This is a genomic window from Actinomycetospora termitidis (assembly GCF_030286555.1).
Taxonomy (GTDB): Bacteria; Actinomycetota; Actinomycetes; order Mycobacteriales; family Pseudonocardiaceae; genus Actinomycetospora; species Actinomycetospora termitidis.
The window spans coordinates 105,674-126,345 of the sequence record NZ_JASVWF010000008.1 but is presented as its reverse complement, the minus strand read 5'-3'; the positions used below and the strand labels follow the sequence as shown (position 1 = coordinate 126,345).

16 protein-coding genes are annotated in these 20,672 nt (G+C 74.4%); 10 read left to right on the top strand and 6 right to left on the bottom strand.

Translation table 11 applies throughout. The annotated features are described in order from the left end of the window. Positions 1-108: 108 nt before the first annotated feature. A complete protein-coding gene (locus tag QRT03_RS27485; RefSeq protein WP_286056343.1) occupies positions 109-2,997 on the bottom strand; it encodes an AfsR/SARP family transcriptional regulator in 2,889 nt (962 codons plus the stop codon). 117 nt (positions 2,998-3,114) lie between these two features. Between QRT03_RS27485 and QRT03_RS27480 the strand changes: the two genes are divergently transcribed. Further along, entirely contained in the window at positions 3,115-4,713 is a 1,599-nt protein-coding gene (locus QRT03_RS27480; RefSeq protein WP_286056342.1) for an FAD-dependent monooxygenase, read from the top strand. 346 nt (positions 4,714-5,059) lie between these two features. Here the strand turns inward: QRT03_RS27480 and QRT03_RS27475 are convergent, their stop codons facing one another. Continuing rightward, positions 5,060-6,118: a zinc-binding dehydrogenase gene (locus QRT03_RS27475; protein ID WP_286056341.1), complete on the bottom strand. Its 1,059-nt coding sequence runs from the start codon at positions 6,116-6,118 to the stop codon at positions 5,060-5,062. Between the two features lie 73 nt (positions 6,119-6,191). Here QRT03_RS27475 and QRT03_RS27470 point away from each other — a divergent pair, with 73 nt between their 5' ends. Next, positions 6,192-6,779, top strand: coding sequence for a TetR/AcrR family transcriptional regulator (locus QRT03_RS27470; protein WP_286056340.1), 588 nt, complete (start codon positions 6,192-6,194; stop codon positions 6,777-6,779). A 45-nt stretch (positions 6,780-6,824) separates the two neighbouring features. Here QRT03_RS27470 and QRT03_RS27465 read toward each other — a convergent pair whose 3' ends face one another. Together QRT03_RS27465 and QRT03_RS27460 are read right to left on the bottom strand one after the other, a co-directional pair. Next, positions 6,825-7,379 (bottom strand): class F sortase, encoded by a 555-nt coding sequence (locus tag QRT03_RS27465; protein WP_286056538.1) that lies wholly within the window; start codon positions 7,377-7,379, stop codon positions 6,825-6,827. 178 nt (positions 7,380-7,557) lie between these two features. Further along, on the bottom strand, positions 7,558-8,370 hold the full coding sequence (locus tag QRT03_RS27460; RefSeq protein WP_286056339.1) for a hypothetical protein: 813 nt from the start codon (positions 8,368-8,370) through the stop codon (positions 7,558-7,560). 170 nt (positions 8,371-8,540) lie between these two features. Between QRT03_RS27460 and QRT03_RS27455 the strand changes: the two genes are divergently transcribed. After that, positions 8,541-12,008 carry an arabinosyltransferase domain-containing protein gene (locus QRT03_RS27455; protein ID WP_286056338.1) on the top strand — a complete coding sequence of 1,156 codons (3,468 nt, stop codon included), beginning with the start codon at positions 8,541-8,543 and terminating at the stop codon, positions 12,006-12,008. On the opposite strand, the gene QRT03_RS27450 is transcribed toward QRT03_RS27455, so the two are convergent. Next, on the bottom strand, positions 12,005-13,576 hold the full coding sequence (locus QRT03_RS27450) for a molybdopterin-dependent oxidoreductase (RefSeq protein WP_425604915.1): 1,572 nt from the start codon (positions 13,574-13,576) through the stop codon (positions 12,005-12,007). The genes QRT03_RS27455 and QRT03_RS27450 overlap by 4 nt on opposite strands. A gap of 169 nt (positions 13,577-13,745) precedes the next feature. Here QRT03_RS27450 and QRT03_RS27445 point away from each other — a divergent pair, with 169 nt between their 5' ends. From QRT03_RS27445 to QRT03_RS27425, 5 genes are all read left to right on the top strand, one after another. Next, positions 13,746-14,372 (top strand): DUF4232 domain-containing protein, encoded by a 627-nt coding sequence (locus tag QRT03_RS27445; protein ID WP_286056336.1) that lies wholly within the window; start codon positions 13,746-13,748, stop codon positions 14,370-14,372. Between the two features lie 137 nt (positions 14,373-14,509). Further along, on the top strand, positions 14,510-14,665 hold the full coding sequence (locus tag QRT03_RS27440) for a hypothetical protein (protein ID WP_286056335.1): 156 nt from the start codon (positions 14,510-14,512) through the stop codon (positions 14,663-14,665). Between the two features lie 68 nt (positions 14,666-14,733). Then, positions 14,734-16,290, top strand: a complete 1,557-nt coding sequence (locus tag QRT03_RS27435; protein ID WP_286056334.1) for a long-chain-fatty-acid--CoA ligase — start codon at positions 14,734-14,736, stop codon at positions 16,288-16,290. Between the two features lie 56 nt (positions 16,291-16,346). Next, complete coding sequence (locus QRT03_RS27430; protein WP_286056333.1) at positions 16,347-17,399, top strand: M28 family metallopeptidase; 1,053 nt, start codon at positions 16,347-16,349, stop codon at positions 17,397-17,399. Between the two features lie 125 nt (positions 17,400-17,524). Then, positions 17,525-18,436, top strand: coding sequence for a chitosanase (locus tag QRT03_RS27425; RefSeq protein WP_286056332.1), 912 nt, complete (start codon positions 17,525-17,527; stop codon positions 18,434-18,436). On the opposite strand, the gene QRT03_RS27420 is transcribed toward QRT03_RS27425, so the two are convergent. Further along, positions 18,421-18,897, bottom strand: a complete 477-nt coding sequence (locus tag QRT03_RS27420) for a winged helix-turn-helix transcriptional regulator (protein WP_286056331.1) — start codon at positions 18,895-18,897, stop codon at positions 18,421-18,423. The two genes, QRT03_RS27425 and QRT03_RS27420, sit on opposite strands and share 16 nt — an antisense overlap. A 99-nt stretch (positions 18,898-18,996) precedes the next feature. Between QRT03_RS27420 and QRT03_RS27415 the strand changes: the two genes are divergently transcribed. Beyond that, the gene (locus tag QRT03_RS27415; protein WP_286056330.1) at positions 18,997-19,935 is read left to right on the top strand and encodes a hypothetical protein; all 939 of its coding nucleotides are present in this window, start codon (positions 18,997-18,999) and stop codon (positions 19,933-19,935) included. A gap of 306 nt (positions 19,936-20,241) precedes the next feature. Further along, positions 20,242-20,658: a PEP-utilizing enzyme gene (locus QRT03_RS27410; RefSeq protein WP_286056329.1), complete on the top strand. Its 417-nt coding sequence runs from the start codon at positions 20,242-20,244 to the stop codon at positions 20,656-20,658. Positions 20,659-20,672 lie beyond the last annotated feature (14 nt).

The following is a 20,672-nucleotide window of genomic DNA, read 5'->3' as shown; positions in this document are numbered from 1 at the left end:
TCCCTCCCTCGAGGCGGTCCCCGGGAGCGGGGTCCGCGACACCGAGGACGATGGACCGGGCACCTCCAACGGCACTCCACGTCGGCTCCAAGACCGGGCCAACGACCCTCACCGACCGACGGGCCGCCCCTCGGCGACCAGCGGGCTCCGGAGCTCCGCGACGGTCAGTCGCGCTGCGCCGCGAGCGAGACGGTCCGCCACGTCCGGCGCGACCGCGGCACGGGTGCGTTCGAGGAGGGCGTCGGTGCCGACCGCGGTGGGCCAGGGCAGGCCGGCGCGGTCGATCTGGGCCCGGGCGGCGCCGTAGACGCGCAGGGCCTCGTCGTACCGACCCAGCAGGGCCAGGGTGTTGGCGCGTAGTTCGAGCTGCAGCGGAGCCTGGCGCCGGCCCGTGCGGTCGACGACGGCCAGGCACGCGTCGGACCACTGCAACGCCGTCTCCGCGTCGCCGGCGGCCAGGGCGGCCATGTGTGCGATGACGCTCGCGACCCAGGCGCCGAACCAGTTGTCGACCGTCGCGGCCTCGCGGTACACCTCGGCGAGGCCGCCGAGGACGGCGCCGGGGGCGCCGTGGCCCAGCTCGGCCATCCGGGCGCGGACCCGGTGGACCAGCGTGAGCGTGGGGTCCGCGGTGCGCGCCACGATCGCGCCGACTGCCCCGAGGGCGGCCGCGGCCCGGTCCGCCTCGCCCGAGAAGCCGAGGGACGTCGAGAGGACGACGAAGGCGTCGCCGACCACCAGCTCCTCATCGGGTCCGACGTCGATCCGTCCGATGTCCCGGAGCGCCCCGTCGCAGAGTGGTGCGGCATCCTCGACGCGTCGGGCGAACGCCCGTGCCGTCGCGGCGCCCACCGACAGCTGCAGTGACGTCACCGGGCCGACCCCGGTCGGGAGGGTGCTGCACAGCGCCTGGGCGGTCTCGATCCACCGCGTGCCCTCGAGCGTCGCGTCGTGCTGGAACCAGAAGAGCGCACCGAGGCCAGCCATGATCGCCGCACCGCGGTGTGACGGGCTGTCGACCAGGGTGTGCTGCAACGTGCTCCGCAACGCCGCGGCGTCGTCGCCGAGTGCGCGGGTGCGGGCGAGGTCCTCGGGCGTCCCCAGGCGGGGCCGGCCGCCGGTCGCCACGCGCTCGATCCAGGCGTCCCGTCGGTCCTGGGCCGCCTCGGGGTCGTCCACGTCGGCCAGGGCCCGGGCGGCGTGCGCGCGGACGATGGTCAGCTGCGAGAACCTCGACGGGCGTCCCGGGCCTGCCGGGCCCCGGGCGACCACCAGCGACCGGTGGGTTAGGTCGGCCAACAGGTCCGCGGCGACGACGGGCGTGACCCCGGCGACCGCGGCCGCCGCGGCGGCGGTGAACGGTCCGGGCAGGACCGCGAGTCGCCGGTGCAGGCGCCGCGTCTCGTCGTCGAGCAGCCGGTGGGTGCGTTCCACCGCGGCGTAGACGGTGGGCTGGGCCCCGGCCCGCCGGCGCCCGAGCGCGGAGAGGGCGCCCGGGTCCTGCTCGGTCTGCTCGGCGATCTCGGCGAGCGTGAAGGTCCCGGCCCGGGCGGCCGCGAGCTCGAGGGCGAGCGGCACGCCGTCGACGGCGCGGCAGACCCGGCGCGCGTCCTCGAGGTCGTCGGGGTCCGTGGGCCCGGCGGCCGCCTCCCAGCGGTCCAGGAACAGGTCGAGCGCCGTCCCGTCGGGGTGGTCCTCGTCGTCGACCACCAGGGGCGGTAGGTCCACGACGAGTTCGTCGGCCAGATCGAGCCGCTCGCGGCTGGTGACGATCACGCCGAGCCGCGGGGCGCTGCGGTGCAGCGGTTCGATGAGCGCGGCGACCTCGGCCAGGAGGTGTTCGCAGTCGTCGAGCAGCAACAGACCGCGGCGGTCGCCCAGGAAGGCGTGCAGGGCGTCCAACGACGAGTCGGTGGCCGGGGCGGCGAGCGAGAGGGCCGTGGTGATCGCGTCGAGGACCTGGTCACGGTCCTGGGCCCCGGTGAGGTCGACGAGCCAGACGCCGTCGGGGAAGTCGTCGGTGAGCCGGCGTGCGGCCTCGGTCGCGAGCCGGGTCTTGCCCACCCCGGCCGGGCCGAGCACGGTGACGAGTGCGGACCGGCCGACCAGCGACGTCAGCCGCTCGAGTTCGCGCTCCCGCCCCACCAACCGACTCGGGAAGCGGGGCAGGTCGGGTTCCGGTGCGTGCCGCGGGGAGGGGACCGGCGTCACCGACCGCAACGACGGGTCGGCGTCCAGCATGCGGCGGTGCAGGTCCCGGAGTTCGTCGGTGGGCTCCGTGCCGAGCTCGGCGATGAGCAACGAGCGCGCCCGGCCGTACGTGGCGAGGGCGTCGTCGACCCGACCGGCCCGGTACACCGCGAGCATCCGCCGCGCCCATAGACGCTCGCGCAGCGGGTGCTCGCCGAGTGCCGATTCGAGCTCGAGCAGGGCCTGCTCGGGACGTCCGAGGTCGAGCAGCGCGTCGACGTGCCGCTCGGCGAGCTGGGCGGCCAGCTCCTCCAGTCGCGCCACGGTGGGCGCGGCCCAGGGCCGGTCGGCCACGGCGGCGAACGGACGCCCGCGCCACAGCGCCCGGGCCGATCCGCACCGTTCCAGCGCCCGGTCGGGCTCGCCCCGCCCGAGCAGCGTCCCGGCCTCCTCGACAAGGGCGGCGAAGCGCCGCGAGTCCACCTGGTCCGTCCCGGCGCGCAGTCGGTAGCCGCCGGGCACGGTGACCAGGAGCGACGACGGTTCCCCGGGTTTCCGGTCCGGCTCGAGCACCTGACGCAGGCGCCACAGGTGCGATTCGAGCGTCGACACGGCGCGGGGCCGGCCGTCGTCCCAGATCGCGTCGCTCAGGGTGTCGACGGAGACCGGCCGGTCGGCGTGGATCAGCAGCACGGCGAGGGCGGCGGCCGGACGGCGACCACCCGGGGTGCGGAGCGCTCCGCCGACCTCGACCATCAGCTCGCCGAGGTCCAGGAAGCGCACCGTCGCGCCGTCCGGCCTCCCCATCACCCCATCGTGCCGCACCCCGGCGTTGGCGCGGGCTTGGAGCGGCGATGGACCGGTCGACGCGACCGTCGTGCCGCCGCGGCCGGACCCGGGCCGCCCACGGGAAGCGAGCAGACCATGGAGCCCACCTCGGAGCCCATCTCGGAGCCCACGACCGTCCTCGTCGTCGGAGCCGGGCCGGTCGGCCTGACCGCCGCCGCCGAACTCGCCCGTCAGGGCGCGAGGGTCCGGCTCGTCGACGCGCTGGACGGTCCGTCGGGGGAGTTCCGTGCGATCACGGTGCACCCGCGCACCCAGGAACACCTCTCGGCGATGGGTGTCCTCGACCGGATCGTGGACCGGGCGCAGGAGATCACCGCGGTGGAGTTCCATGTCCGCGGGGAGGCCCGGCCGCGCGTGCGGCTGACCACCGACGACGTGGACTCGCGGTTCCGTCGCATCCTCGACGTGCCGCAGGTCGACACGGAGACGGCGTTGCGCGAGGTCGTCGCCGAGCGCGGGGTCGTCGTCGAGTACGGCACGCGATGCGAGGGCCTGGACCAGGACGACGACGGCGTCACCGTCACCCTCGCGACGCCGGAGGGGCGGGAGCGGCGGCGCTACGGCTGGGTCGTCGGCGCGGACGGGGGCCACAGCGCGGTCCGCGCCGCGGTCGGCGTGCGCCTGGAGGGCGAGTTCGAGGGAGAGTGCTCCGTGCTCGCCGACGTGGACGTGGAGACCGAGCTCCCGCCGACGGCCCTGCGCCTGTTCGTCGACCCCCGGGGCGGCGGCGGCGTGTTCCCGCTCGCCGGCGGCCGCGCCAAGATCGCGGCGCGGGTCCCGCGCCCCGGGCCCGGGGCCACCCCGACGGTCGGGGAGGTCCAGCGCCTGGTCGACGAGCAGATGGGCGGGCACTGGCGGTTGGGCACCGCGCACTGGCTCACCTACTTCGAGAGCCACCACGCCCAGGTCGCCCGCTACCGCCACGGGCGGGTCCTCCTGGCGGGCGACGCCGCCCACATCCACCCTCCCGCCGCGGGTCAGGGCATGAACACCGGGATCCAGGACGCGGTCGACCTGGCGTGGAAGCTGGCCCTGGTCAGCACCGGCCGGGCCCACGACGACCTGCTGGACACCTACGACGCCGAACGGCACCCCGTCGGTGCCGCCGTCGTCGCCCAGACCAGCCGGCTGAACGACCTGCTCGCCGCCGACGGGATCGGCGCGCACCTCCGCGACCTCGGTCTGCGCCTGCTCGGGCACCTCCCCGGCCTGGGCGGCCGCCTCATGGCCGACATGACCGAGACGACCGTCAGCTACCGGATCGGCGGTGGGCGGCCCGGTGCCGGATCGCCGCCCGTGGCCGGCGACCACGCCCCGGACGTCGCCGATCTGCGCACCGCCGACGGCGACCCGACCCACCTCGACGTCCTGCTCCGTCGGCCCGGCCATCTCCTGCTGGTCGTCGGGGCCGAGGAGAGCGACCTCGACCACTTCCGCGACGTGCTCGGTGCCCTGGGCGCGGTCGTCCCCGTCCGGAGCTCGTTGACGGATGCCCCGCCCGATGCCGTGATCGACACCGCCGGGGCATTCGCCCGGCGCTACGGACTGGGCGATTACGGCTTCGTCCTCGTGCGTCCCGACGGCTATGTGGCCCGGTTGTCCCACGACCTGGACGTCGGACCGCTCGCCGAGTCGCTCGGTGTCCACCGCCTCGAGCGCACGACCGCGGATTGAGTGGCCCAGGAGCCGTCCGCGTCATGGAGTCCTCGGCGCCGCCGCGTTGAACTCCACGTCGCCGTTGCGCCGCGCACACGGCCGGAGCAGGCCGCACTCCTCGGTACTCCCGTTGCGCGACGCACACGGCCGGAGCAGGCCGCACTCCCCGGTACTCCCGTTGCGCGACGCAACGCCACACTGGCGGTAGGCCGACCTCCCCGACCGTGTGCGCGACGCAACGCCACGCCGGCGGTACGTCGACCTCCCCGACCGTGTGCGCGACGCAACGCCACGCCGGCGGTACGCCGACCTCCCCGACCGTGTGCGCGACGCACACGGTCGAGGGCGTCGCTCCCCGTCGCCCTCAGGACGTCGGGTCGCTGCCCGGCACGACGACGATCTTGCCCACGTGGGCGGATCGCGCGAACTCCTCCTGTGCGGCGTGGATGTCGGCGAGGGCGTACCGGGCGGCGATCCGCGGCGCGATGCGCCCGGCGACGGCGTCGGCGGCGAGCCGGGCGAAGTGCGCCGGGGTGTGCATGGACGACCCGATGAGCGCCACGTTGTGCAGGTAGAGCCGTCGCAGGTCGAACTCGACGACCGGGCCGGCCATCGCCCCGGCGATCACCCACCGTCCGTCGTCGCGGACGAGCGGCAGCACCGCCGGGAGGACCGCGCCGCCCACGACGTCGGCCACGGCGTCGAACCCGCCAGGGGCGACCTCGGCGAGAGCGGCCGCGAGGTCGTCCGCATCGCGGCGCCGGTCCACCGTCGCGGCCGCTCCCGCCTCGCGGACCGCGGCGGCCTTGTCGGGCGTGGTCAGCGCGACCACGTGGGCGTCGCGCGCGGCGGCGAGCTGGACCAGCGCGAGCCCGACGCCGCCCGACGCGCCGGTGACCAGCACCGTCTCGCCGGCGCCGATCCGGCCGCGTTCGAGCATGCCGGTCGCCGTGCCGTAGGCGATCGGCAGGCACGCGAGGGCCTCGTCGCTCAGCGGGGAGTCGCTCATGTCGTGCACGCGCTCCGCGCCGACGACCACGGCCTCGGCGAACCCGCCGTCGGCCTCGCTCCCCAGCAGGCCGACCGGGCGGGCGTCGTCGGACGGACCGTCGTACAGCGCCGGGTCCACCAGGACCCGCCGTCCGCGCCACGCGGGATCGACCCCGTCGCCGACCTCCCGGACGACGCCGGCGATGTCGCCGCCCTGGATCCGCGGGAAGGCGATCGGGCCGCGCCATCCGGCGAGGGCCTCGGGGCGGCCGGGCAGGCCGTAGGCACCCTGACGGGTCCAGAGGTCGGTGTTGTTCATCGCGGCGGCGCGGACCTCGACGAGGACCTCGCCGCGCCCGGGAGCCGGCTTCGCGACCTCGCGCACCCGGAGGACCTCCGGCCCGCCGAACCCGGTCAGCACCGCTGCCTGCATCGCGCGACTCCCTTCACAGGTCGGTGAACCTCGCACCGGCACTAGAGTACACAGGTCTGTGAAGGAGGTGGCCGTGCCGACGAAGGACGAGGTGACGCTGACCCCCGGCGCCCGACGCATCCTCGACGTGGCCGCCACCCTGTTCTACGAGCGCGGCATCCACGCGGTCGGCGTCGACACGATCGCCGCCGAGTCCGGCGTCACCAAGCGCACGCTCTACGACCGGTTCGGGTCCAAGGACGCCCTCGTCCTCGCCTACCTCGCCGAACGCGACCGTCGCTGGCGCGATCGCCTCGACGCCGCCCTGGACGCGGCTCCGTCCGACCCGCTCTCCCGCGTGGACGCCGTCTTCGAGGTCCTGGCGCAGTGGACGGCCGACAGCGGACGCGGCTGCTCCTTCGTCAACGCCACCGCCGAGATCCCGGACCCCGACCACCCGGCCCGCAGGCTGGTCCGCGAGGAGAAACGGTGGTTGCGGGAGCGCTTCGAGTGGATCCTCGCCGACGGGAGCGTGCCGGACGCGTCGGCGCGGGCCGCGACGTTGCTGCTCCTGCACGAGGGTGCGTTCGTCGTGCTGTCCGCCGGCCAGGATCCGGACGCCGTCCCGGCGGCGCGGCGAGCGGCCCGGGCGCTGGTGCAGGAGGCCGTCGAGTCGCCGTAGGGAGGGGGCAGGGCTCGGCGGCACCGGTCGGAGGTGCCCACGGCGTCATGGTGCCGGTCCGGTGGGAGGCGGCGCACCGATCGGGCTCGCGTACACGACCGTGTTGTCGCGATAGGACCGGGCACTGTCGTCGAACGGTCCACCGCACGTGATCAGTCGCATCTCCGGACGCGGGGTGGGTCCGTAGACCTGCCGGCTCGGGAATGCGTCCTTCGGATACTGCTGTACAGAATTGACACGGAAGACGAGTGCCACACCGTCGGCGCGGGTCACGGTGAATTCGTCGAGCGGCTGTAGCTGCCCGAGTCGGTAGAACACCGAGGGCCCGTTCCGGGCCGAATCGATGTGGCCCAGGATCACCGACGGGCCGTCCCGCCCGGGTGACGCGGAGCCGGTGTACCAGGACGCCTGGTCGTAGCGGGGCCCCGGCGCCGGCACCTCGAGCGTGCCGTCCGGATTCAGCCCGCTCGGGTTCACCACGGACTCCACGCCGATCGCGGGGATCGAGATCCGGACCGGTGGAGACGCCGGCAGAGGGGGCGCTCCCGGGGTCGGGGTCGCCGGGACGGAGACCGGCGGGCGTACGTCTGCTGCGGCCACCGGCGCCGCCGTTCGGGGTCCAGCCGTCAGGCCGAGGACCACCAGGACCACGCCGGTCGCAGCGACCAGGGCGACCAGGGCGACGAGGGCGGCCCGGGCACGCGCGCGAGTGGCCACGGTGTGCTCCTTCCGGAGGCGGACGACGGGTGCCCCGGGGGCACCCGTCGTCGGGAAGGGATCAGCTACGGGTACCGGCGCGACGCCGGACGACCACGAGGGCGCCCCCGGCCACTGCCAGGGCGAGCACGCCGCCGGCGATCAGCGTGGTGTCGACACCGCCGGTCGCGGTGCTGCCGCCACCGGTCTCGGCGCCACCCTTCGGCATGGCGCCCGGCATGCCGGAGCCGCCGTCGGACCCCGGCAGGTTCACCACGATCGTCGCGATCCCGACGGTGGTCCCGCCCTTGAGGGCGTCGGTGGAGAACGCCTTGTTCAGGGCGTCCGCGGCGTCGGTCGAGAGCTTGACGGTCGTGCCGGTCAGCGTGGCCGTGCCGGCGGAGGCGTCCGTGGTGATCGGCTTCAGGGTCGAGCCGTCCAGGTCGAACAGGGTGACCGAGTCGGCCACGGTGGCGCCGTTCGCGGAGACCTTGCCCTTGAGCGTGGCGGGCTGGCCCGGGTCGATCACGAAGTCCTCGAGGGTGACCTTCGTGTCGCCCTTGGTCAGGGACAGGCCCGACCCGTCGTGCATGATCATCCCCTGGACGTACGGGGTGACCTCGCCCGGCTTGTACACCGTGACGTTTCCGCCCGTGATCGGGAACGACGCGGTGCCGTCCTCGACGGTCGCCGAACCCGTCGGTGCGGGCGTCACCTGCAGGGACGACAGGGCGTCGGTGAACCCGCTGTCCAGCTTCACCGACGTGCTCTTCCCGGTCAGGCTCGGGATGGACGCGACCGGGGGCGGGCCGGACTGTGCCAGGGCGAGCCCCGAGCCGAGCCCGGTCAGGGTCAGCGCGGTGACACCGGCCAGGGCGATGGTCCGCAGCTTCATGAGTTTCTCCCTCGGAATTCATCCGGCCACTCCGCCGGAATCACCCGACCTCCGCAGCCCGCGGTTCAGGGGTTCGGAACGATTTTGGTGCGACACACGCGGAACACACATTCGGCGAGGAATTCCGGCGTCTCCGCGGTGACGTCGAACCGTGGCGGCGGTCGAGACGAATGTCGTCGTCCGACGTCGATTCCCGGGAGCGTCCCCTGGCCACGACCGAGCCGACCCAGGCGATCCCCCGGTCGGTGCCGCCCGACGCCCCTGACCATCCCGACGTCCGGGAGATCGACCGGCCGGCGGGTGCGCGCGGTCGGGCCCGTCGGGTCGCGCGGCTGGCCGTCGTCCTCGTCGCGCTGGTCGCCGGGGTGGCAGCCGTGGTGCTGGCCGCGCTCGTCCCCGCGGCACCCGTCGAGTCGTCCACCTCGACCGTCTCGTGGCCACGGGCGGGTGCGGCGCCGGAGCCCACCACGCTCCTCCTCGTCCCCTACCGACCCGCCACCCTCGAGGTCGTGGTGCCCTGCCGGGCGATCACGGCGGCCCGCGCCCGCTCGGAGGCGACGACGGTCCTGGCGACCGTCGTGGGCGGACCGGCGGAGGGGCTCTCCGTCCGGGCCGCGCCGAGCGCGTCGGACCGGGAGGCGATCGAGGTCCTCGCGTCCGGACGGCGGGTCCCGGTGGACGTTCCCGGGAGCGACTGCGGCCTGACGATCCGGGCCGATGCCGCAGGGCTGGCCGTCTCCGTGGGCGCCGCGGACGGACCGCCCGCCGTGACCGTGCCCGGCCTCGCGGTCCCCGAGGTCGTCGCGGCGACCACCGACCTCCGCGGCGCCGACGCGTCCGGCCTCTCGCTGACGGCGCGGACCCCGGCCTGGTTCGACAACGCCCCGACCCCGCAGAAGGCCGGGCTCGTCACCACCCAGCACCAGCTCGCTTCGATCGCGCTCCTGTCGGTGGTCCTCGCGCGCCTGCTGACCCCGTCCGAGGCGCCGGTCCGAGCCGTGGCGGAGCTCGCGGGCCCTCGGGGGCTCGCGATCCTCCGGACCCGGGCGCGGCGGTGGCGGCGCGCCGCGCGCGAGCAGGTGCGTCCCACGGCGGCGCCGGCCCGGTACGTCATCGACGTCGTGGTCGCGGTGACCCTGGCCTGGTGGTCGGTCGTCGGGCCGATGACCGACGACGACGGGTTCGCCGCGGTCATCGCACGCCAGGCCGGTGCGGGCGACGTGGGCAACTACTACCGGTGGTTCGACGCGTCGGAGGTGCCGTTCTCGTCGGGCCAGCGGTGGCTCGCGGCGTTCCTCGACGACGGGCTCTCGCCGGTCGCCCTCCGCACGCCCAGCGTGCTCGCGGGCCTGGCTCTCTGGTTCGTCGTGACCCGCGGAGTGCTGGGCCCGGCCCTCGGTCCGGCGGGGCGCTCCGTCGCGGTCCGCTGCCTCGCCGCGCTCGCCCTGCTGGTGTGGTGGCTGCCCTTCGACCTCGGCGCCCGACCCGAGCCGCTGGTCGCGCTCGGGACCACGACCGTCGTCGCCCTGGTGCTCCGCGCCGTGCGACCGGGGACCGGCGGGGGACGGGTGTCCCATCCCGCCGCGCTCCTCGCGGTCGCTGCGCTCGTCGCGGGCCTCACGGTCACGGTCGCCCCGTCCGGCCTGCTCGCCGCCGCTCCGTTCCTGCTCTGCCCGGTCCGTGTGGTCCGGGCGGTGTGCGGGGAAGGGGGGCCCCGGGAGTTCGGTCGCGCTGCCCGGAGCACGCGGGCGGTCCTGCCCGTCGCGCACCTGGCGGCGATCGCCGGCGTCGCCGCCGTGGCGGTCACCGTCGTCTTCGACCGGCAGTCGTGGCACGGCTTCCTGGTCGCGACCGACATCCACCAGCAGCTCGGACCGAATCAACCCTGGTACGCCGAGTGGCTGCGCTACGGGTACCTGTTCGGGGACGACTCGTGGGGAGCGGCGGCGAAGCGGGTGCCGGTGCTGCTCGGGCTGCTCCTCGCGGTGACCGGCCTGGTGCTCCTCGCCCGCGGCCGGCGACCGGACGCGCTCGTGGGCCTCGAGTCGGTGCTGCTGCTGGGACTCGCTCCGTCGGGGTTCGCCCTGCTGGCCGTGACTCCGTCGAAGTGGTCGCACCACTTCGGGGCGCTCGCGGGCTTCGGCGCGATCGGGCTCGTCGTCACCGTCGTCGCGCTCCGGCGGGCGATGCGGGCCCGCGACCCTGTGGTCGCGGGCGTCAGCGGAGTCACCACCGTGGGCCTCGTGCTGGCCGCGGCGTTCGCGTTCTCCGGACCGAACGCGTGGTGGGGCTACTCGGGCTTCGGCGTCCCCGGTGCGAGCGGTCCGCAGCATCCGTTCGACTCCCCGCTGCCCTGGGTCGTCGTGGCGCTGTCGGCTGCGGCCGTCGTCGTGCTCGCGCGGTGGCGGCTCGGCTCCGATCGGCGGGGGGCGGTGCTCGGCGCGGCGCCGGGCGTCCCGGTGGTCGTCGCGCTGGCGGTCGCGCTCACCTCGGCGGTGCTGCTGGTCTCGGCCTTCCGGACGGCGGGGGACCGGCCCGGGTACTCGCTCGCGGCCCAGAACCGGGCCGCACTCGGGGACCCGTCGCCCACGACGGTCTGCGGGCTGCAGGACGAGGTGCAGGTGCTGGAGTCGGCGGACGGGCCGTTGCGGCCGGTCGTCGGGTCGGCCGCCACGACGACGGGGTTCGTGACCGGCGGGGGAGCCGTCGACCCGCCGCCGGTGCGTCCGGGTCAGACCGACGGGTCGGACGGGACGCCCGACACCCGCGACGGCCGCTTCACGTGGGGGAGCCGCGCCGACGGCGACGGCTCGGTCGGCACCCTGACCACCGGCTGGTTCGGGCTCCCGGCGCTGCGCGGGGGGCAGGAGCTCGCCGTCGGAGTGGCCGGGCGGACCGTCGACGGCCTGTCGGTGAGCTGGCAGTTCGGCGACGGGGATCGCGTGGTCGACACGCGCCCGGTCGTCGAGGTCGCCGAGCCCGACCGCGGCTACCGCGGCTATGCCGCCGACGCCGAGCAGGCGCGACTCCAGGACCGGGCGAACCCGCGCACCGCGTGGCGCACCGTCACTCTCGACCCGCCCTCGGTCCCCGACGGCGCCGACCGGGTCCGTCTCGTGGCCGTGGACGACCGCACCGACGAGAACGGGTGGGTCGCCGTCACCGGGCCCCGGATCGTGGAGGTCGTCCCGCTCGCCCGATGGCTGGACGGGCGGGGGCCCGTGCTCGTCGACTGGGCAGTGGCCCTCGCCTGGCCGTGCACCGGTCCGCTGCCCCGGGTGGACGGGGGAGTGGCACAGACCCCCGGCGTGTTCATCACGGCCCCCACGGGGCCGGACGACCCGATCCCCGGCGAGCGCACCGCCGCCGTCGGGCCGATCGGCGACCTCCTCCCGGAACGCTGGACCCAGGGCGCGGACGGTCTCACCACCGGGCGGGACCCCGGCGGCAGCTTCGCGGGCGTCCCGACCCTCCGTGAACTCGACACCCGGCTGCCCGACGAGCCCGGCCGTCGGTGGGGTCGCGTCCTGGTCCCCGATCTCGACGACCTCGCGGCCGACGGCTACGACATCGCCCGGACGACCGTCACGGCGCCGGGCACCGTGGGCGACCCGCCTCCGCTCGTGGGCGGGAGCTAGCGAGCCATGCCGTTCACGGTGTGCCAGCCGGTCGCGCCGTCGGGGATGGTGAGGCTGACGGGTTCGGGTTGGGTCGCACCGGTGGCGTCGGTCGCGCGGACCTGGAGCGTGTGCGGGCCCGGGGTCAGGTCGAGCGCGGTCCGCCACATCCGCCAGGTGTCGATCGAGACGTCGGTGGCGAGGTCCGCGTTCTGCCACGGGCCGGAGTCGGCTCGGACCTCGACGCGGGAGATCCCGCGGTGCTGGGCCCAGGCGGTCCCGGCGACCGTCACCCGGCCGGCGGGGACCGGCACGTCGGCGCGCGGCACGTCGATCCGGGACTGGGTCTTCACCGGCGCCTGCTCCGCCCAGCCGCGTTGCTCCCAGTAGGACGTGAACGAGTCGAACGTGGTGAGCTCGATGTCGGTGATCCACTTGCAGCCCGACACGAACCCGTAGAGCCCGGGCACGACCATCCGGACCGGGAAGCCGTGCTCCACCGGCAGCGGTTGCCCGTTCATCCCCAGCGCGAGCATCGCGTTGCGCCCGTCGGTGCAGGCCGCGACCGGCGTGCCGGTGGTGAAGCCGTCGACGCTCGTGGAGGCGATCTGGTCGGCGCCGGGCCGTACGCCGGCCTCCGCGAGCAGGTCCCGCAGCGGCACGCCGAGGAAGACCGCGTTGGAGATGAGGTCCCCGCCGATGTCGTTGGAGACGCAGGCCATCGTGATCGGCGCTTCGATCAGGGCCCGGTCACGCAGCTGCTCGTAGTCGAGGGTGAGCTCGCGATCGACCATCCCGTGGATGCGCAGGCGGTAGTCCGAGGCGGAGACCTGGGGAACCTGCAGGGCCGTGTCGATGCGGTAGAAGTCGGCGTTCGGCGTGATCCAGGTCGGTGTGCCCGAGGCGGCGAAGTCGGCGCCCGGCGGAGGGAAGGTCGCCGGTTGCCCGGCGGACGACCGCAGCGGGCCGACGGCGCTCCGCGACGCCTCCGCGCCTCCCGCGGCGGCGAGCACGCGCCCGAGCACCCCCGTGACGCCGGCCCCGACGAGGGCCGCCCCGAGCCCGAGGGCGACCCGCCGACGCGGGTCCCGTGCACCGGGGCCGTCGCTCGAGGGGCGGGCCAGGCGATGGAGACCGACGAACGTCGCGACGCCGCCCAGGAGGGCCGCGAGCGGGGGGAGCAGGTAGGCGGCGGTGAACGTGGGGGAGGCGAGGGTCGACGAGGCCCCGACGAGCCCGAGCACGACGACCAGCACGATCCCCGGGAGCGGGGAGCGGCGCGAGAGGACCCCGCCGATCACGGCGACCAGGACGATGACGACCGCCATGCTCCCCAGCAGGACCTGCTTGTCGTAGGTCCCGAAGGCACTGATGGCGAACTGCTTGAGCGGCTCCGGGGTCAGCCGGATGAACTGGTCGCCCACCGCGAGGAAGGGGGACGACGGGGGAGCGGCGAGCGCCGCGACGAGATCGCCGAATCCGAGCGCCACCCCCACCGCGAGTACCCCGATCGCGGCGGCGAGCGGAGTAGGGATCGCGGCTCGGTCGGAGACCACGGTCCGGGACGGTCGGTCGGAGTCGGTCGACATGCAGATCCTTCGTCGGCCGGACGGCGCGAGTTCGACTCATGGGGCCCAGTCGGGTTGGGCGCCTCAGGACTGCGCGCCATCGACCGGCGACCGCGGTGATCCCACCGGCCGTCCCCCCGGATCGACGCCGAGCGTTCCGGGACCGGGATCGGATCTAGCGTGCGAGACGATGTCCTCCACCTCGCGCGCCCGTGTCGCCGCCCTGGCGCTCTCCGGCGCCGTCGTCGCAGCTCTGCCGGCCGGTTGTTCGGACGCCCCGCTCGACGTCCCGTCTCCCGCCGCGGCGTCTCTGCCCGTGCGCGCGCCGACGTCGTCCGCGGTGCAGCCGTCGAGCACCGCGACGCCCGACCCGGACGGCTGCGATCTCGCGTTGCTGCGGGCTTCCGTGACGGCACCGGGCCCCGCGGAACAGCCCTCGCAGCGCACCGTCCGGGTCGTCTGGACCAACACGACCGACCGCACCTGCACCCTGTCGGGCTACGGGCACGCAATCCTGCAGGCCGCACCGGAGCAGGAGTGGGAGTCCGGGACGCAGTACGCGCTGCGCGAGCAGGACCGGGCGGCGCCGTCGACCCGCCTCGCCCCGAACGGGCAGGCGCACACGACGATCACGTACCTGCCCGGTGGCGACGACACCATGGCGGGCGAGTACGTCCCGACGGCCCTGATCGTCACACCCCCCGGCAATGACGAGCTCGGGGCCGCGGTCCTCGCGTGGCCGGGCGGTCCGGTGGCCTATCAGGCGGGGGCCACCCGTCCCGGGAGCTACTTCGGGCCGGTCGAACCCGGCGCCTGAGGAACGCTCGAGCGCCCTCTGCGCTCCTCGCCGGGCAGGATGACGTCCTGGGCGCAGCGGGCTTCGTCGACGTCGACCTCGAGGACCTGCGGGCCCCGCACTGGTCGGGGGCCGATCCCGACGATGCCCTGCGCTTCGTGGTCACCCACCACGCCGCTGTGCTCGACGGGTACGGCGAGGCCACCCGTCGTCGTGCGCTCGACCGGCTCCGCGTGCTGTTCGAGGCCCACGCCACCCCGGACGGGGTGCTGTTCGACTCGGCGACGTGGCTCGTACGGGCCCGGCGACCCTGACACTGGTCGGCGGGGCCCATGGCGCAGCAGGATGGCAGCGCACGCACGACACGGTGACGAGGAGACCGATGACCGGATCGATCACCGGGCGCGGGATGACGATGAGCGACATGGTCGCCCGCGGCGCCCGGCAACAGCCGGACGTCCTCGCCTTCGTCGATGCCTGGTCGCGACGGACGTACCGGGAGATCGACGACCGCGTGACCCGGCTGGGCAACGCGCTGCTGTCACGGGGCGTCGCCCCCGGGGACCGGGTGGCGGTGCTCGGTCGCAACAGCACCGAGGTGGTGGAGGCCTGGCTCGCGGTGCTGCGGATCGGCGGGATCGCGGTGCCGGTGAACTTCCGGATGGTCGCCGACGAGATCGCCTACGTCCTCGCCGACTGCGGGGCGGTCGCCGTGCTCTGCGACGAGGCGTTCACCGAGGTCCTCGACGACGCCCGCCGCAGCGCGCCCGAGGTGCGGGTCGTCGTCTCCCTGGGCGACGACCTCGCCGGGGTGCTCGCCGAGGCCTCGGACACCTATCGCGAGCGGCCGGTCGCCGACGACGACGCGGCCTACGTCATGTACACCTCCGGGACGACGGGTGCTCCGAAGGGCGCGGTGCTGACCCACCGCAACCTCTACCTGCACGCCTTCTGCTCCATGGCCTCGCTCGGGCTCGAGGGCGACGACCGGGTGTGGATGTCCGCGGCGCCGCTGTTCCACATCGCCGGGCTCTCGGGGATGCTGCCGGCGCTGATCACCGGGGGCACCGTCGTGATCCCGCCGTCGGGCAGCTTCGACCCGGCCGCGACGGTGGCGACCCTGGTCGAGGAGGGCGTCACCTCGTGCTTCATGGTGCCGGCCCAGTGGCAGGCGGTCTGTGCCCTGCCCGACCTCGCGACCCGGGACCTGTCCCGCCTGCGCCGCATCTCGTGGGGCGCCGCCCCGGCGTCCACCACCCTGCTCCGGACGATGATCGACGCCTTCCCGCGGGCGGAGGTCTGCACGGCCTTCGGGCAGACCGAGTGCAGCCCGGTGACCACCTACCTGCGCGGGGAGGACTCGATCCGCAAGATCGGGTCGATCGGTACCCCGATGGTCGGCGTCGAGGTCCGGGTGGTCGACGACGAGATGGTCGACGTCCCCCGCGGAACGGTGGGGGAGATCGTCTACCGGAGCCCGATGGTGATGTCCGGGTACTGGAACAAGCCCGAGGAGACCGCCGAGGCGTTCCGCGGGGGCTGGTTCCACTCGGGCGACCTGGTGCGCGAGGACGAGGACGGCTACCTCTTCGTGGTCGACCGACTCAAGGACATGATCATCTCGGGCGGCGAGAACATCTACTGTGCCGAGGTGGAGAACGCGCTCGCCGCACACCCGAAGATCGCCGAGGTGGCGCTGATCGGCGTCCCCGATCCGAGGTGGGGCGAGACCCCGCTGGCCGTCGTCGTGGCGCGCGACCCCGGCGACGTCCCGACCGACGTGGAGATCGAGGCCTTCGCGCGCGAGCATCTCGCCGCCTACAAGCGCCCCCGCCACGTCCGCCAGGTGGACGCCCTGCCCCGCAACCCCGGGGGCAAGGTCGTCAAGAAGACCCTGCGGGAGCGCTTCGGTCAGGTCACCGAGCCCACCCTGCCGTGAGAACTCCTTCGAGAGGACCTGTGGGACGGCGGGGCCGCGCTCACCCGGCGCGAGCCGTGATCGCCGCGGTGCTGGTCGCACCGCTGGTGCTCGGCGCCTGCTCGGGCGGGGCCGGCGGATCGGGCGCCGCCGCTCCCCAGGGCGACCGACGGATGGCCGAGGCCCTGGCGACGTCGGCCACCGGGTCCGGCGCGTTCGTGCACCTCCGGGCTCTCCAGGACGTCGCCGACCGGAACGGCGGGAACCGGGCCCGGGGGACCGGCGGGTACGAGCAGAGCGTCGACTACGTCGCCGACACCCTGCGCCGGGCCGGTTTCGACGTGCAGACGCCGACCGTCGCCCTGCAGTCCGACGACGGCGACGACGGCTCGGCGCCGGGGGGCACCACGCGGAACGTCATCGCGCAGACCCGGACCGGTCGGACCGACGAGGTGGTGCTCGGCGGTGTGCACCTCGACAGCGTGCCCGAGGGGCCGGGCATCGACGACGACGGCAGCGGTGTGGCCGCGCAGCTCGAGATCGCGGTGCGCCTCGGCGCCGACGCCCCGGTCACGAACGCGGTGCGCTTCGTCTTCTTCGGTGCCGAGGAGGAGGGCCTGCTGGGCAGCCAGGCGTACGTCGACGGCCTGTCCCCCGACGGGCGCCGCGACATCGCGCTCATGCTGAACTCCGACGTGATCGCCGCGCCGAACGGTGGCTACTTCGTCTACGACGGCGACGGTTCCGACGGCTCGAACTCCGCGGACGGGCCGCCCGGCTCGGCGGCGATCGAGCGGCTCCTGAGCGACCGGCTCGTCTCCCGGGGCGTGCCACCACGCGGCACGCCGTTCGTCGACGACTCCGACTACGGCCCGTTCGTCGACGCCGACATCCCCGCCGGCGGCGTGTTCTCCGGGGACTCGGGCACCAAGTCCGCCGAGCAGGCCCGGCTGTGGGGCGGCCGGGCCGGCGTCCCGTTCGACCCCTGCTACCACCAGGCGTGCGACGACATCGACAACATCGACCGGCCGATCTTCGACCGCATGGTGAACACCATCGCCTACGGGATCGGGGCGTTCGCGGTGGACCTCAACGGCGTCCCGCCGCGGAGCGAGCGCGCCGCGCGGTGAGGCGGACCCGCTCGCGATGCCGGTCCGGCTGTTTGGCCCCCGCAGCGAGCGGCTGCGGGTGATCCGCGATCCTGGAGCAAGACGCTCCGGGGCCTGAACGCCGCCGGCGGCCGGCGAGGGACGGGATGACGACGAGAACGCACCGACTGGCCGTGGCGGCTGCGGTCGCCGCGCTGCTGCTGCTCTCGGCGGCCTGCAGCGGGACGGAGGCGCCCGCCCCCGGCCCGCTGAGTGTGGCGCCGGTGGGTCCCACCAGCACGCCGTCGGCCGAGCTCCCGGCCCCCAGCCCCGTCGTCGGGACGACACTGACCGAGCCCGTCACCCTGCGCGATCCGGCGAAGAAGGACCTCGCGATGCAGCTGGTGTCCAGCGCCGAGAACTCGACGCTGGACTGGCGGGACCAGTACGGCTACCTCGAGGACATCGGGGACGGGCGCGGCTACACCGGCGGGCTGATCGGCTTCACCTCGGGCACCGGGGACATGCTGACCCTGGTCCGGGACCTCACCGCGACCGCCCCGCGGAACCCGCTCGCCCCGTTCCTCCCGGCCCTGCGGGCGGTGAACGGGAGCGACTCGCACGACGGCCTGGGGGAGGCGTTCGAGGACGCCTGGCGCGAGACCGCGACCGACCCCCGGTTCGCGTCGACGTTCGTCGCCGCGCAGGACCGCCTCCGGGATTCGGTCTACTTCGAGCCCGCGGTCGCGGCGGCGCTCGCCGACGGCCTGCCGCTCCTCGGGCAGTTCGCGTACTACGACGCCATGGTGGTGCACGGTCCGGGCACCGACGGCGAGAGCTTCGGGGGCATCCGCGCGGCGGCGACGGAGCAGGCCAGGACGCCGGCCCAGGGCGGCAGCGTCGCTCGCTACCTGGAGGCGTTCTGGCGGGCGAGGATCGCCGTGATGCGCTCCGAACCCGCCCACCAGGACATCTCCCGCATCACCGACCTCGAGCAGAAGTTCGCGCGGGAGGGCAACTACGCGTTGGCGACGCCGCTGACGTGGTCGGTCTACGGGGACACCTACTCCATCCCCTGAGCGGGCCGGGCGCCCGGGCCGGGAAGCGAGTCGAGGTCGGCGAAGCCGTCGATGCGGTGTCCGGCCTCGCAGCGCGCCTCGGCGTGCACCGCGTGACCGCACCCCTCGTGACGCAGGAGGACCGTCGGCCCGTCCGGGCCCGGGAGCCAGCGGTCGGCCCAGCCGAGGAGCGCGACCACGACCTCCATGAGCTCCTGCGACTTGCGGGTGAGCCGGTACTCGTGTCGCCGGCGTTCGCCGGGCTCCTGGTAGCCGACCCGTTCGAGCATGTCGTCGGCGACCAGCTGTTTCAGTCGGGCGGACACCCCGGCCGGGTTCAGTCCGGTGTGGTGCACGAAGTCGTCGAACCGGCGGACGCCGTAGAAGGCCTCGCGCATGACCTGGCCCGCGCTGCGTGGGAGGAAGGAGTCGAGCGCTCGCTCGACCGAGTCCGGGTGCAGGTCCCAGGCGTCGCGGTCCACCGGGCGAGCATGTCAGGTGACTTGCCTCGGCTGTAGTCAGGGTTCTCTGGCGCGCGGCCGTGGACGCGACGCGCGGGATGTCCTAGAACGATCACCGTGATGCGCGGGAGTCGCCTGCCCGGAGGTGGACCGCGGTACCGCGGGCCCTTCGCGGCGCTCCGCGCACGACGGCGGCCCTGGTTGCTGTGGTGCGCCACGGCGGTCGTCACGGGGCCGGCGTTCCTCGTCGTGATCACCCTGGAGGCGCTGCACGGTGGGTTCTGGCTCGGAGTGCTCGCCTTCGTGCTGTTCCTGGTCTTCCCGACGAGCCTGACGATCGGGCTCACGCGGCGCTGGCACGAGCGGTTCGATCGCACCGACGACGACGTGCTGCGGTACTCCTCCGGGGCACGGGTCGAACTCGCTCTCGACGAGCCGATGCAGGGACCACACGACCCGACCGGGCGGCTCCTCGTGGCCGGACGGGAGGCGGGGCGGATGGACCGGGCCGCAGGATCGTCCGAGGGGCCGCCGCCGCTGACCCTCGAGGGTGAGTCGCTCACCTTGCAGATGCAGGTCGTGCGGGTGTCGGACGACGGGGCGACCGAACTCACGGTGCGTCTGGCGAGCGGTGACCGGGCTGCACGCGCCGAGGCCCGTGGTGAGCGCCGGCAGGCGTGGGTGGACTGGACGTTCCCGCCGCTGGACGGCGACCCCGGCCCCGAGCTGCGCCTCCGACAGCGACTGCACGCGGTCCCGACACGGCGCACCCTGACCGGCGACGACGGGTCGACGTGGCTCGTTCGCGCAGATCACGTCGCCAACCGGTGGGTCGGGGAGCTCCCGCTCGGCACGACGGCGCTGCGTGCCGCACTCGTGCTCTGGACCTGCGCCTTCCTCGACCAGGTCGGCGTCTCCCACTGCTATCCGGAGAAGTCCCGGCTGCCGATCCTGGCGAGCTACCCGGCACCGTGGGCCCTCCGCGCGCCGCCCGGACGCTGGTACCAGGTCGGGAGTCCTGTCCGTCGGCCCGAGCCTCGGACCTCGTCCATCGAGTGAGACGCGCCGAGGTCCGAGCGCCACCCCCGTTCGGAGGTGGCGTCCTCCCGTGGTGCCGACGCAGGGTCGATGGTTGCCGGCTCCCGTGCGAGTGCGCCGGTCAGCCGTCCTGGAAGGGCGACGACCGTGTCCGCCACGTCCCGTCAGGCGCTATCCGAGTCAGACAAGCCCGCCGACGTCTTTTGTCCGCGCTCGCCATCGGCGTCGTACGTGATCCAGGGCACTGTGACCTGAGCAACGCGGCGGGCGGCGGTGACGCCGAGGGGGCGGACGGGCCCGCTCATCGACCAGTTCGAGGAGGAACTCATGGCCGACGTCCTCGCCGAGGGCTACAACGTCTTCGACACGCAGAAGTCGCCCGAGGGCACGATCAAGTACCTGTCGTCCCCGGCGGACGTGATCAGCCTGATCCAGTCGGGCAAGCTCGCGGAGCACATCCTGCTGGTCCGCGGCGGGACCACCACGTTCCTCGCACCGGCCCTCTCGATGGGCGCCATCGGCGTGATCACGATGTCCGGCGCACCGGAATCGCACCTCGGCATCCTCTCGCGCGAGTTCCAGACGCCGTGCGTGATGACCGCGCACCTCACCAACAGCGACTCCCGCTACGTCGTCGGCAACACCGACGAGACCCACTTCGAGGAGATCGCCCGCGAGCTCGACGGCAAGCGGGTGCGTCTCGACTGCACCGACAACGACACCGGCCGCGTGGTCGCGGCCTGAGCACGGACCCAGAA

Bases quoted from the DNA above. Each gene is read 5' to 3' on its own strand.
- QRT03_RS27475 (WP_286056341.1), bottom strand. From the start codon at position 6,118: ATGCAGGCAGCGGTGCTGACCGGGTTCGGCGGGCCGGAGGTCCTCCGG.
- QRT03_RS27425 (WP_286056332.1), top strand. From the start codon at position 17,525: ATGACGACGAGAACGCACCGACTGGCCGTGGCGGCTGCGGTCGCCGCG.
- QRT03_RS27460 (WP_286056339.1), bottom strand. From the start codon at position 8,370: ATGAAGCTGCGGACCATCGCCCTGGCCGGTGTCACCGCGCTGACCCTG.
- QRT03_RS27485 (WP_286056343.1), bottom strand. From the start codon at position 2,997: ATGGGGAGGCCGGACGGCGCGACGGTGCGCTTCCTGGACCTCGGCGAG.
- QRT03_RS27450 (WP_425604915.1), bottom strand. From the start codon at position 13,576: ATGTCGACCGACTCCGACCGACCGTCCCGGACCGTGGTCTCCGACCGA.
- QRT03_RS27410 (WP_286056329.1), top strand. From the start codon at position 20,242: ATGGCCGACGTCCTCGCCGAGGGCTACAACGTCTTCGACACGCAGAAG.
- QRT03_RS27415 (WP_286056330.1), top strand. From the start codon at position 18,997: ATGCGCGGGAGTCGCCTGCCCGGAGGTGGACCGCGGTACCGCGGGCCC.
- QRT03_RS27445 (WP_286056336.1), top strand. From the start codon at position 13,746: ATGTCCTCCACCTCGCGCGCCCGTGTCGCCGCCCTGGCGCTCTCCGGC.
- QRT03_RS27480 (WP_286056342.1), top strand. From the start codon at position 3,115: ATGGAGCCCACCTCGGAGCCCATCTCGGAGCCCACGACCGTCCTCGTC.
- QRT03_RS27455 (WP_286056338.1), top strand. From the start codon at position 8,541: ATGTCGTCGTCCGACGTCGATTCCCGGGAGCGTCCCCTGGCCACGACC.
- QRT03_RS27435 (WP_286056334.1), top strand. From the start codon at position 14,734: ATGACCGGATCGATCACCGGGCGCGGGATGACGATGAGCGACATGGTC.